Source organism: Polaribacter marinus (assembly GCF_022662535.1).
In the GTDB taxonomy this organism is placed as follows: Bacteria; Bacteroidota; Bacteroidia; order Flavobacteriales; family Flavobacteriaceae; genus Polaribacter; species Polaribacter marinus.
This window is the reverse complement of sequence record NZ_JAKQYM010000004.1, coordinates 261,982-275,699: the sequence shown is the minus strand read 5'-3', so window position 1 is coordinate 275,699 and position 13,718 is coordinate 261,982. Positions and strand designations below refer to the sequence as shown.

At 31.9% G+C, this 13,718-nt stretch carries 9 protein-coding genes; 6 read left to right on the top strand and 3 right to left on the bottom strand.

Annotation, left to right across the window (positions count from 1 at the left end; genetic code table 11):
- Positions 1 to 9 precede the first annotated feature (9 nt).
- On the bottom strand, positions 10 to 1,998 hold the full coding sequence (locus tag MC378_RS07945; RefSeq protein WP_242178223.1) for a urocanate hydratase: 1,989 nt from the start codon (positions 1,996 to 1,998) through the stop codon (positions 10 to 12).
- A 136-nt stretch (positions 1,999 to 2,134) separates the two neighbouring features.
- Here MC378_RS07945 and MC378_RS07940 point away from each other — a divergent pair, with 136 nt between their 5' ends.
- The 6 genes from MC378_RS07940 (at position 2,135) to MC378_RS07915 (ending at position 10,651) form a co-directional block, all read left to right on the top strand.
- Entirely contained in the window at positions 2,135 to 5,578 is a 3,444-nt protein-coding gene (locus tag MC378_RS07940) for a methylmalonyl-CoA mutase family protein (protein WP_242178222.1), read from the top strand.
- A gap of 70 nt (positions 5,579 to 5,648) precedes the next feature.
- The gene (locus MC378_RS15415) at positions 5,649 to 6,248 is read left to right on the top strand and encodes a TonB-dependent receptor plug domain-containing protein (RefSeq protein WP_338048445.1); all 600 of its coding nucleotides are present in this window, start codon (positions 5,649 to 5,651) and stop codon (positions 6,246 to 6,248) included.
- Positions 6,249 to 6,664: 416 nt separating this feature from the next.
- On the top strand, positions 6,665 to 7,204 hold the full coding sequence (locus MC378_RS07930) for a sigma-70 family RNA polymerase sigma factor (protein WP_242178221.1): 540 nt from the start codon (positions 6,665 to 6,667) through the stop codon (positions 7,202 to 7,204).
- Positions 7,205 to 7,255: 51 nt separating this feature from the next.
- A complete protein-coding gene (locus MC378_RS07925) occupies positions 7,256 to 8,146 on the top strand; it encodes a dienelactone hydrolase family protein (protein WP_242178220.1) in 891 nt (296 codons plus the stop codon).
- A gap of 166 nt (positions 8,147 to 8,312) precedes the next feature.
- The gene (locus MC378_RS07920; protein ID WP_242178219.1) at positions 8,313 to 9,134 is read left to right on the top strand and encodes a class I SAM-dependent methyltransferase; all 822 of its coding nucleotides are present in this window, start codon (positions 8,313 to 8,315) and stop codon (positions 9,132 to 9,134) included.
- Positions 9,135 to 9,211: 77 nt separating this feature from the next.
- Positions 9,212 to 10,651, top strand: a complete 1,440-nt coding sequence (locus tag MC378_RS07915; RefSeq protein WP_242178218.1) for an FAD-dependent oxidoreductase — start codon at positions 9,212 to 9,214, stop codon at positions 10,649 to 10,651.
- Between the two features lie 42 nt (positions 10,652 to 10,693).
- On the opposite strand, the gene MC378_RS07910 is transcribed toward MC378_RS07915, so the two are convergent.
- A complete protein-coding gene (locus MC378_RS07910; RefSeq protein ID WP_242178217.1) occupies positions 10,694 to 12,661 on the bottom strand; it encodes a YgiQ family radical SAM protein in 1,968 nt (655 codons plus the stop codon).
- Between the two features lie 297 nt (positions 12,662 to 12,958).
- Positions 12,959 to 13,705 carry a DJ-1/PfpI family protein gene (locus tag MC378_RS07905; RefSeq protein ID WP_242178216.1) on the bottom strand — a complete coding sequence of 249 codons (747 nt, stop codon included), beginning with the start codon at positions 13,703 to 13,705 and terminating at the stop codon, positions 12,959 to 12,961.
- Between the last annotated feature and the right edge of the window lie 13 nt (positions 13,706 to 13,718).

The window sequence follows — 13,718 nt, the reverse complement described above, 5'->3', positions numbered from 1 at the left end:
TAAACTGTATTAGGTTATTGAATTCATCAATGTTTCATCAACTAAATTAGGAAGCGTAACTTTTAATTTCTTTTCTGCTTTCATTGCTCTTTTAATTGCAAAAATAGCTTCATCATTCCTTGCCCAACTTCTTCTCGAAATTCCGTTATTTACATCCCAAAAAAGCATAGATTTCAAACGCTTTGATGCTTCTTTAGAACCATCAAGAAGCATGCCAAAACCTCCATTTATAACTTCTCCCCAACCAACTCCTCCTCCATTATGAATTGAAACCCAAGTTGCACCTCTAAAACTATCACCAATTACATTTTGAATGGCCATATCTGCTGTAAACTTAGAACCATCATAAATATTTGAGGTTTCTCTGTAAGGAGAATCTGTTCCGGAAACATCATGATGATCTCTTCCTAGAATAACATTTCCTATTTCACCTTTTTTAATTGCTTTGTTAAATGCTTTTGCTATTTGCATTCTTCCTTCTGCATCTGCATATAGAATTCTTGCTTGAGACCCAACCACCAATTTATTTTCTTGTGCGCCTTTTATCCATTGAATATTATCAACCATTTGTTGCTGAATTTCTACAGGCGAGTTTTCTCTTATTTTTTCTAAAACATTACAAGCTATTGCATCTGTTTTTAATAAATCTTCTGATTTTCCAGAAGCACAAACCCATCTAAACGGACCAAAACCATAATCAAAACACATGGGGCCCATTATATCTTGTACGTAACTTGGGTATTTAAAATCGATATTATTTTCTGCCATTACATCTGCTCCTGCTCTACTTGCTTCTAATAAAAAAGCATTTCCATAATCAAAGAAATACGTTCCTTTGGCTGTGTGTTTATTAATTGCATCTGCATGTCTACGTAAAGTTGCTTGTACTTTTTCTTTAAATAATACCGGTTGTTCTGCCATCATTATATTGGCTTCTTCAAATGAAATGTCAACTGGATAATATCCTCCGGCCCAAGGGTTATGCAATGAGGTTTGATCGGAACCTAAATCTATAAAAACATTTGCTTTATCAAACTTTTCCCAAACTTCAACGATATTTCCTAAATAGGCTATAGAAACTGTTTCTTTCTTTTCTTTTGCTAATTGAACCCGTACAACCAATTCTTCTAAATCTGTAATTTTTTCATCAATCCAACCTTGATCTAAACGAACTTGAGTTATTTTAGGGTTTACCTCTGCACAAACTGTTATACACCCCGCAATATTTCCTGCTTTTGGCTGTGCTCCAGACATTCCTCCTAATCCAGCAGTTACAAACAAATTTCCTTTTGGTTCTTTGTTGATTTTCCTAAACCCATTTAAAACAGTAATCGTTGTTCCATGTACAATTCCTTGTGGACCGATATACATATAACTACCGGCTGTCATTTGTCCATATTGTGAAACCCCTAAGGCATTCATTTTTTCCCAATCATCAGGTTTTGAGTAATTCGGAATTACCATTCCGTTAGTTACCACAACTCTTGGAGCATATTTATTAGACGGATACAACCCCATTGGATGACCAGAATACATTGTAAGCGTTTGCTTATCTGTCATTTCAGACAAATATTTCATCGTTAATAAATATTGCGCCCAATTTTGAAAAACAGCACCATTTCCTCCATAGGTAATTAACTCATGCGGGTGTTGTGCAACTGCATCATCTAAATTATTCTGAATCATTAACATGATTGCTCTTGCCTGTACCGATTTCCCTGGATATTCTGAAATATCTCTCGCATATATTTTATAGTTTGGACGAAAACGATACATATAAATACGTCCGTACTTCTCTAACTCTTCAATAAACTCTGGCAATAGTATGGCATGATGTTTCGCTTTAAAATAACGCAATGCATTTTTTAATGCTAGTTTTTTTTCATCAGCAGATAAAATATTTTTCCTTTTAGGTGCATGATTTATAGAAAAATCATATGCTTTTTTAGGTGGTAAAATATCTGGAATTCCTTGTTGTATTTGTTCTTGAAATGTCATCTCTCAAAGTTAAAAAAATTGATAGTCTCACAAATATATTTATTTTTATATAATTATATTTTTAAACCTATAAAGATTTACGTTATTTTTTAAGATTTTCGTAAATTGCGAGACCAATTTTCTACAAAATTTACGAATGGAACAAATTACACCTTATAAACCCAAATACAAAGTTAGAATTGTAACCGCAGCTTCGCTGTTTGATGGTCATGATGCCGCCATAAATATTATGCGTCGTATTATACAATCTACCGGAGTTGAAGTAATTCATTTAGGACACGACAGAAGTGTTGAAGAGGTTGTAAACTGCGCTATACAGGAAGATGCAAATGCCATTGCAATGACATCTTATCAAGGTGGACACAATGAGTACTTTAAGTATATGTACGACTTATTAAAAGAAAAAGATGCAACACACATCAAGATATTTGGTGGTGGTGGTGGTGTAATTCTTCCAGAAGAAATTAAAGAGTTAATGGATTATGGGATTACACGCATATACTCGCCAGATGACGGTAGAGAATTAGGTTTGCAAGGAATGATCAATGACTTGGTAAAACAATCTGATTATGCAATTGGTGATGTTTTAGACGTAAATCTTAACAAGCTTGCTAAAAAAGATATTGGAAGTATTGCTAGAGTAATTTCTTCTGCAGAAAATTTCCCTGAAATTGCAAAAAAAACTTTAGATGCAATTCATGAGAAAAATAAAAAATCTAAAACACCTGTTCTAGGAATTACAGGAACAGGAGGAGCAGGAAAATCTTCTTTAGTAGACGAATTGGTTCGTAGGTTTTTAATTGATTTTCCAGAAAAAACTATTGGACTCATTTCTGTAGACCCATCAAAAAGAAAAACAGGTGGCGCTTTATTAGGAGACAGGATTAGAATGAATTCTATTAATGACTCAAGAGTTTATATGCGTTCATTAGCTACTCGCCAATCTAATTTGGCTTTATCAAAATATGTTAATGAGGCAGTACAAGTTTTAAAAGCAGCTGAATTTGATTTGATTATCTTAGAAACTTCCGGTATTGGACAATCAGACACAGAAATTATAGAACATTCAGATACTTCTTTATATGTAATGACTCCTGAATTTGGAGCAGCAACACAATTAGAAAAAATTGACATGCTTGATTTTGCTGATTTAGTTGCTATCAATAAATTTGACAAAAGAGGTGCTTTAGATGCTATACGCGATGTAAAAAAACAATACATGCGCAATAACAATTTATGGGATGTTCATATGGATGACATGCCTGTTTTTGGAACAATCGCATCACAATTTAACGACCCAGGAATGAATACGCTATACAAACGTATTATGGATAAGTTGGTCGAAAAAACTGGAGCAGATTTAAAATCGAATATGGAAATTACCAAAGAGATGTCTGAAAAGATATTTGTTATTCCTCCTAGTAGAGTTCGATATCTATCTGAAATTGCCGAAAACAATAGAGCTTACGACAAGAAAACTAACGACCAAGTTGTGGTTGCTCAAAAATTATATGGAATTTATCAAACAATTCTTTCTGTCATTTCAATCGATAGTGAGAACTCTCATTTTACTAAATCTGGACTTAACGAAGATGAAATTCTTTGTTCCACTCAGAATGACACAGACAAAGAGTTTATCAAATTATTATTGGCTCAATTCGACAAAGTAAAACTAAACTTTGATCCATTAAATTGGGAAATCATTTTAAATTGGAACAACAAAGTAGCCAAATATAAAAATCCTATTTATACGTTTAAAGTACGTGATAAAGAAATTAATATACAAACACATTCAGAATCACTTTCACATACACAAATCCCTAAAGTTGCTTTACCCAAATACAAAGCTTGGGGAGATTTATTACGTTGGAATTTACAGGAAAATGTTCCCGGAGAGTTTCCATTTACTTCTGGGTTATATCCCTTTAAAAGAACGGGAGAAGACCCTACAAGAATGTTTGCTGGTGAAGGTGGACCAGAAAGAACTAACAGACGTTTTCATTATGTAAGTTTAGGGATGGACGCAAAACGTCTTTCTACCGCTTTTGATTCGGTTACTTTATACGGAAATGACCCAGGACACAGACCCGATATTTATGGAAAGATAGGTAACGCAGGAGTCTCAATTTGTTGTTTAGACGACGCTAAAAAATTATATTCGGGGTTCGATTTAAGTCACGCAATGACATCGGTTTCTATGACTATAAACGGACCAGCACCAATGCTGCTAGGTTTCTTTATGAATGCTGCTATTGATCAGAATTGCGAGAAATATATCAAAGAAAACAAGTTAGAAAAAATTGTTGAAGCAAAATTCAAAGAAATTTACGATTCTAAAGGACTAGAAAGACCAAAGTATCAAGGAAAATTACCAGAAGGAAATAATGGGCTAGGATTAATGTTACTTGGTTTAACTGGAGACTTGGTTTTACCTCAAGAGGTTTATCAACAGATAAAAGCCGAGACTTTAAGTCAAGTTAGAGGAACCGTACAAGCAGATATTTTAAAAGAAGATCAAGCCCAAAATACGTGTATTTTTTCTACAGAATTTGCCTTACGCTTAATGGGAGATGTTCAAGAATATTTTATTGAAAAACAAGTTCGTAATTTTTATTCTGTCTCTATTTCTGGGTATCATATTGCAGAAGCAGGTGCAAACCCAATTACACAATTGGCATTGACATTATCTAACGGATTTACTTATGTTGAATATTATTTATCAAGAGGAATGGATATTAATAAATTTGGCCCAAATTTATCCTTCTTTTTCTCAAACGGAATTGACCCGGAATATTCTGTAATTGGTAGAGTTGCTCGTAAAATTTGGGCTAAAGCCATGAAATACAAATACGGAGCAAACCCAAGAGCTCAAATGTTAAAATATCACATTCAAACTTCTGGACGTTCTTTACACGCACAAGAAATTGATTTTAATGATATTAGAACAACATTACAAGCTTTGTATGCAATTAACGACAATTGTAATTCTTTACATACAAATGCATATGATGAAGCAATTACTACACCAACGGAAGAATCTGTAAGAAGAGCAATGGCAATACAGCTAATCATCAACAAAGAATTAGGATTAACAAAAAATGAAAATCCAATTCAAGGTTCATTTATTATAGAAGAATTAACTGATTTAGTTGAAGAAGCTGTTTTAACAGAATTTGATAGAATTACAGAACGTGGCGGAGTATTAGGTGCCATGGAAACCATGTACCAACGCTCTAAAATTCAAGAAGAGAGCTTGTATTACGAAACCTTAAAACACAATGGGAAATTTCCGATTATTGGTGTAAACACTTTCTTAAGTTCTAAAGGTTCTCCAACGGTTCAACCTGCAGAAGTAATTCGTGCAACAGAAGAAGAAAAACAATATCAAATTCAAACAAAAGAATTATTAAATAAAGCCAATCCTGATAAAGTTGCAACACAAATTGCAATTTTACAAGAAGCCGCAATTAATAATGAGAACTTATTTGACAAACTAATGGAAGCTACAAAATTCTGTTCTTTAGGTCAAATTACTGAAGCTTTATTTAAAGTTGGAGGACAATACAGACGAAATATGTAATAGGTTATGTAAAATAAATTTTATTATGCTATTTTTACGAAACAAACAATCATAACAATATGAAAAACAAATTTTAGTATTATTAGGAGCACTACTTTTTTGCTTTAATATAAATGCTCAATCAAAAAAAATTACAATCAAAGTTAAAGACGCCAATAACAAACCTGTTGCAGGAGCCATAATACTTTTAGACAATGTAAAACAAAAAAGATGGACAAACTCTAAAGGAGTTTTTAAAACTACATTAAAAAGCGATCCTAAAGAAATTAGTGCTTTTCATCCAAATATTGGAATTAAAAAAATAAAATATAATGGAAGCGAAAATATAACACTAAAAATAAAAGAAGGAACAGATCAGCCTATTTTAACAGAATCTTCAAATCTTAAAAAAGGAGATTCAGGTCAGTTTGATAATATTTACGATTACTTAAGGGGAAAGTTTCCAGGTGTTAATATCTCATCAGATGATGTAATTAGCATAAGAGGATACGGAAGTATAAACGGAAATATGACTCCTCTATTTGTAGTAAATGGTTCAAATGTTTCTCAAGAAACTTTTGGTCAAATTATTCCTAATGATATTAAATCTGTTACTATTTTAAAAGGACCAGAAACAGCTAGATATGGAGTAAGAGGTTCTAACGGAGTTATCGTTATTACAACAAAGTAAAACAATTATTGAAATAAAATATAGTTGCTGATTTAAGAAAATAATTTATTTTCTTAAATCAGCTTTTTGTTTGTAAAATATTATACTCCCTTAGCAAATTTAAAAAAACAGTCTCCTTCTTTACTTCTAGTATTTATTAAAATTATTTTTTCTAAATGCATCTTTTTTCATAATTTTAAGTCTATTAAGTGAACTAAAAAAACAAATATCATGGAAAATAAAAATTGTACCTGCAACTGTAAAGGTTGTAAAACAGGAAACTGTAATAATTGTACTTGCGAAAATTGCACATGTTCATCTTGCAATTGTTAACTTAAAAAAGTGTCATTTCGGAATGAGGTCTATTCGAGAAAGTTCAATTTAAAAAATTGAAAAACTTACTCTAACTTCGTTCGAAATGACACCTAACTATTAATATGAGCACAAAAAAAATTTGGACAGCTTATTCCGAAGATTTACAACGGTTTATTATTAGCAAAGTAAAAAATACTACAATTGCTGATGATATTTTACAGGATACTTTTATAAAAATTCACACAAAATTACACACCTTAAAAGACATCACAAAACTAAAATCATGGTGTTTTACAGTAGCTAGAAATTCTGTTTTAGATTATTGGAAATCTACACATCAAACATTTGAAATTGCCAATTTTGAAGCAGAAACAGAAATTACAGAAAATACTCATACAGAAAAAGATTGCTTAAGAAGTATCTTAAAAAACTTACCTAAAAAATATAGAGATCCATTATTTCTTTCAGACATAAAAGGATTAAAACAACAAGAAGTTGCAAAACAACTCCATCAATCATTACCCACTACAAAATCTCAAATACAACGCGCAAGAAAGCTAATTGCACAAGGCTTTATGGATTGCTGTGGATTTGTAATGAATAAAGACGGAAATTTAGTAGGAGAAATTCAAGAAAAAGAAGACTGCAAAGTTTGCGGTTAGATTTACTACATTTTTTTATATATCTTAGTTGAAATTATAAACCTCAACAATATGGCATCACTTAAAAAAGAAGATATTAATCAAGAAGTTTTTGATTTATATGATGATTATGCACACAACAAAATGGATAGAAAAGAATTTATACAAAAACTTTCTTTATATGCTGTTGGAGCAATTACATTACCCGCTTTATTAAGTTTTATTTCACCAAATTATGTAGATTCTATTTTAGTCCCATCCAATGACCCAAGATTAAAATCAGAAATGATTCATTACGAATCTCCTAAAGGAGGTAAAAAAATGAAAGGTTTATTATCAATTCCAAAAGACAACAATGTTAAATTACCTGGTGTATTAGTTGTACATGAAAACCGTGGACTAAATCCATATATAAAAGATGTTGGCAGAAGAACAGCCTTAGACGGTTTTATTACTTTAGCTCCAGATGCACTTGCTCCTTTAGGCGGATACCCTGGAAACGACGACGATGGAAGAGAAATGCAAAGAAAAAGAGATAGAGATGAGATGCTAGAAGATTTTATTGCTGGTTATAATTATTTAAAAAACCACAAAGATTGCAACGGAAAAGTGGGGGTTGTTGGATTCTGTTTTGGTGGATGGATATCTAATATGATGGCTGTAAAATTACCCAACTTAGCTGCTGCAGTTCCTTATTATGGTAGACAACCTTCTGCAGAAGACGCCGCTAAAATTAAAACTCCGCTTTTATTACAATATGCCGGTTTAGATAAAAGAGTAAATGCTGGTTGGCCTGATTTTGAGAAAGTTTTAAAAGAAAATAAAATTGAACATGAAGCTCATTTTTATCCTAATGTTAATCATGGATTTCACAACAATACAACACCTAGATATGATGAAGCTGCTGCCGATTTATCTTGGGAAAGAACCATCACTTTTTTTAATAAATATTTAAAAGGATAATATACTTAAATATCATTAGGTCCATCACAATTAATAACTTTAAAAAACTCTCGACCGTGATTGAAAGGCATTTAAATCTTATCATATTTAATATTTTAGATCAGCTCTCACAAAGACATCACTTGTTCACTATATTTTAATTACTTTTATCCTTTAAACATTTAAAGTGAAAAAGAAAACTCTTATCAGTAAAGAATTAGATGATTTTTACAACAAAGCATCGGAAGAAACAAGACTTGAAAAAGGAATGGGTATTTTTGAGTTTGAACGTATTAAAGAACTAATTCAAACACATATTTCTAAACCAAATGCTAGCATTATTGATGTCGGAGGAGGAACTGGAAAATATTCTGAATGGCTTGCAAAAAAGAATCATACTGTTCATTTAATAGAGCCTGTTTTAAAACATATTAAACTAGCTGAAAATAGAGCAAAAAAACTAAAAAACCCTTTTTCTGTTGCTGTTGGAGAAGCTAAAAAACTACCTTTTAAAGACAATACTGCAGATTTGGTAATTTTACACGGACCATTATATCATTTGCAAAAAAGAGAAGATAGGATTATTGCAATTGTTGAAGCAAAAAGAGTATTGAAAAAAGGTGGAATTATTTTAGGTTTCGCCATTAACGCAACCGCTTCTACAGTGGTAGGTTTAATGAATGGAATGATTCATGCCAACTCCTTTTTTGATATGTGTAAAGAAGAACTTACTACTGGTATTCATAACCCTCCTAAAGATTTCCCATTCTTATTAGCAGATGCTTTTTACCACAAACCCAAAGAATTAAAAGCAGAGTTTTTGGAACAAAACCTCAACTTTATAAATCTATTTGCTGTAGAAGGAATGATTTGGCTAGACAATGAATACTTTGCCAATATGTTAGATAAGAAAAAATCAAAAACTTTAAAAACGTTGCAAACTCTTACTCAAAACGATGAATACTTATTGCCTTTTAGTCCTCATATGATGATTGCTGTCAAAAAATAATTTTGCTTTTCTACATCTTCAAATAAAAGTATCTAATTATCAACAAAAAATCCAAGAGTCCATTAAAAATATGTTACATGAAAAACAAAAAAGGTAATTGGGTTATTTGTAAAGATTGTAAAGGTATGGGCAAGAAAAGAAAGCGTCCTCAAAAAAAATCTCGCCATAATTACCAAATCGCTTTACAGCAATTTGAAAAATCAGATTGTAATGATAAAGCCCCTATAAAGCCTAAGGGGCAAATTTACACATGTTTGAACTGTAAAGGATCAGGATTGGTAAACTCTACAAGTCGTCCTATAATCAATAAAGAAAAATACCCACACATTGCTATTGTTGGAGGTGGTATAGGAGGAATTGCACTAGCTGTGGCTTGTCTGCATCGGGGAATTCCGTTTACTCTTTATGAACGAGATAATAGTTTTGATACTCGATCTCAAGGCTATGGACTTACTTTGCAACAAGCCAGTAAAGCAATGGCAAGATTGGGTATTCATTCTTTAAAAGAAGGAATTACTTCTACCAAGCATCTGGTTCATACTACAGATGGAAGTGTAATCGGTGAATGGGGAATTCGAAAATGGGGAAGGTCAGAAACGAAAGCATTACCAAAACGAACTAATGTGCATATTGCAAGGCAATCTTTACGTTTAGCACTGCTTGAACAACTTGGTGGACATGACTCTGTAAAATGGGGGCATCAATTATTAAATTTTAATGAATCTGATAACGAAGACATAACTCTAAATTTTAAAGTAGAAGATAAAATTAAAAGTGCAAAAGCTGATCTTATAGTTGGAGCTGATGGAATTCGAAGTACAGTGAGGAAACTACTTATTGGCGAAGACATTACTCCTTTACGTTATTTAGGTTGTATTGTAATTTTAGGAATTTGCTCTCTAAAAAATCTAGAAGGGATTGAAAGCTCTTTGCTAGATTCTGCTACCGTATTTCAAACTGCAAACGGAAATGAACGAATCTACATGATGCCTTATGATTCAGAAACCATCATGTGGCAATTGAGTTTTCCTATATCAGAAGAAGAAGCAAAAAAACTAAATTTATTAGGAACGGAAGCACTAAAAAAAGAAGCTGTTAAAAGAACAAAATGGCACAAACCCATTCCTCAAATTATTGCTGCAACAAATGATGCACAAGTATCCGGTTATCCTGTGTATGATCGAGCGTTACTAACACCTGCTTTACTAGAAAAAGGAAACAAAATTACACTAATTGGAGATGCAGCACACCCAATGAGTCCATTTAAAGGACAAGGTGCAAATCAAGCTTTATTAGATGCATTAACATTAGCTCGAGGAATTTTAAAAGAATGCAACTCATCATCTCAGTGGAAAAAAACAGGTATCAGGAAAACTATATTAAATCCTTTTGAATCTAAAATGCTAGAGCGGAGTGCTTCTAAAGTAAAAAGCTCTGCAGAAGCTGCCCGTTTATTACATTCTGACATTGTACTCTATGAAGGTAATGGTCCTAGAGGAAAACATAGAGAACCTTAAAAATTGTTTTCACAATTAACTTCAAAAAAACACAAAGCAAACTTAATTCCTTCTCCTTTTTTTAGAAGAAGTCCTACTCACCTTCTTTTTACGTCTATTAAAAGGAACAGCATCATCAAACGTATTTTTTGTTTCTTGAGCGTTTTTATTCTTTTTCCATGAGCCAGATTCTGGTAATAAAACTTTTAGTAAATCTTGTCTACCAACCTTGTTCAATGTATTACGAATCCAATCTTTATTTTCCTTTTTATACCAAAAGAAAAATTTATGCTGATCTTCACGTTCCTTTTTAGTTTTAGGAGTTTTTGTTGGTTTTAATGTATAAGGATGATAGCCTGAATAATAAATTACTGTTGCCACTGTCATTGGCGTTGGTGTAAACCCTTGTACTTGCTCTAACTGAAAACCCATATCTTTAGTTTCTGCAGCTAAATTTGCCATATCTTCTACTTCACTTGCTGGGTGACTAGAAATAAAATACGGAATCAATTGTAAGTTTAATTTCTTCTTTATATTGATTTTATCAAAACGCTCTTTAAACATATGAAAATATTTAAAAGAAGGTTTACGCATCAATTTTAAAACAGGATCAGAAGTATGTTCTGGAGCCACTTTTAATCGGCCAGAAACATGCTTAGTCATTACTTCTTCTGTATACGCATCCAATTCTTTTGGATCTGCATTTTTATTAAATTCTGGCACCAACATATCATGTCTAATTCCACTTCCTATAAAAGATTTTTTTATCTTCGGATGTTTATCAACAGCTTGATATAATTCGGTTAATGGTTTATGAGAAGTATCTAAATTAGAACAAATTACTGGAGAGATACAACTAGGCGCCACACATTTATCACAGATAGATTGTACTTTTCCTTTCATTTGATACATGTTAGCAGAAGGCCCACCAATATCAGACAAATATCCTTTAAAATCTGGCATATTTGCCACTTTATCTATTTCTTTTAAAACAGATTCTTTACTTCTACTGGCAATAAACTTTCCTTGATGTGCAGAAATAGTACAAAAACTACATCCACCAAAACACCCTCTATGAATATTAATAGAAAATTTAATCATTTCAAACGCAGGTATTGGTCCACGTTTATCATATTTTGGATGTGGCAATCGTGTAAAAGGCAAATCAAAAGAACCATCTATTTCCTTTTCTGTCATAGTTGGAAAAGGTGGATTGATCACCAAAGTATTCTCTCCTACTCTTTGTAAAATTCTTCTTGCTTTTAATTTATTAGATTCTTGCTCAATCACTTTAAAGTTAGATGCAAATGTTTTTTTATCTTTTAAACAAGCTTCATGAGAATTAATAGTTACATCTTCCCAACCATTTACAACAGGTAATTTTTCTTCTTGTTGATTGATAAAAACAGCCGTTTGTTTAATGTTTTTTAAACTAGAAAATGGCACCCCTTTTTGCAATAATTCTACAATCTCTCTCAAAGGTTGTTCTCCCATTCCATATACCAACATATCTGCTTTAGACGTTTCTAAAATAGAAGGTAATAATTGATCAGACCAATAATCATAATGCGTTACACGTCTTAAAGAAGCTTCAATTCCACCAATTAAAACAGGCACATCTGGGAATTTTTCTTTTAATATTTTAGAATATACTGAAGTTGCATAATCAGGTCTAAAACCTTTATCGCCATTTGGAGTATAGGCATCTTTATCACGTCTTTTTTTACTGGCTGTGTAATTAGATACCATTGGATCCATACAACCACCTGTTGCAGCAAAAAATAAACGCGGTTTCCCTAGTTTTTCAAAATCTTGAAGATTATCCGTTACACTTGGTTGTGGTACAATAGCAACTCGTAATCCGTAACTTTCTAAAATTCTTCCAATTACTGCTGGTCCAAATGAAGGATGATCTACATAAGCATCTCCACTAAATAAAATAACATCCAATTCTTCCCAACCACGAATTTTAACTTCCTTGTTTGTAGTTGGTAACCAATCTGTTAATTGATGTTTTTTAGTGTTCTCCATATTTTGCAAAAATACGAGAATTTTAATTGCTAAAACATTTATTTTTCAAATGTCTTTTTTTTAGAAATTTGAAGCTGTTTCCTGCTTTTCGCACTCGCTTTTTTTATTCAGAAAAAGAATAAAAAAGAGCTCAAACAAATGCTTCAATCAGGGCTAAAAGGATATAATAACTAATAGAATTTTAACCAAAAACAATAAACAATCTCATTAAGATTAAACTATAAAATGTGTGATTGATATCTAAAATTATTTTTAAAAAGCAAAAAACACTCTTCTGCGCTAGGTAAGACAAAATAATTATTTCACAATTAAATGCGGAACCTCATCAACATTCCAATCAATTACCAAACCACCTGCTAAAGATTTTTCCACTTTTTTTCCGTATAAAAATTCACATAAATATAAAGCTGCTTCAAATGATTTTGCTCCTCCTGCAGAAGTAATGTATTTTCCATCATGTACAAATAACACCTTTTTTCTAATATCTAAATTAGGAAACGTTGCTCTCATTTTGTCGATATCAGACGGAAAAGTAGTAGCAACTTTATTATTTAGCAAACCTGCTTTTGCTAATACAAAAGCTCCATCACAATGTGATGTAATAAACATGGCTTCTTTATCAATTCGTTTTACAAAATCAATCATTGCATTATCTTCTAAATCGGAGTCTAAATGATGTTCTGCAGAGGGAACCACTAAAATATCGATTTTTGGTAAGGAATCTTTTAAATAATTATAATCAGGTAAAATTCGTATTCCTTCAAAAGTTGTAATTGCTTGATCTGTGTTTGCAACTGTAAAAACATTCATTGCTTTTATATTCTTCCTAAAAATGGTATGCTGAAAAATATCAAAAGGAGCTGTTAATTCGGTATTAAATGTTCCTTCCATAATTAAAAAAGCAACATTATATCTATCTTTTTCTAATTTCGGAAAGGTTTTCTTTTGAGAATTTTTTTCTTGTAGTTTATGCTTCTCTTCATCATTTTTAGTATGACAATTAAAAATAAAAAATATTGATAAAAAAAGTAATGTATTCTTCATATTACTAAACATT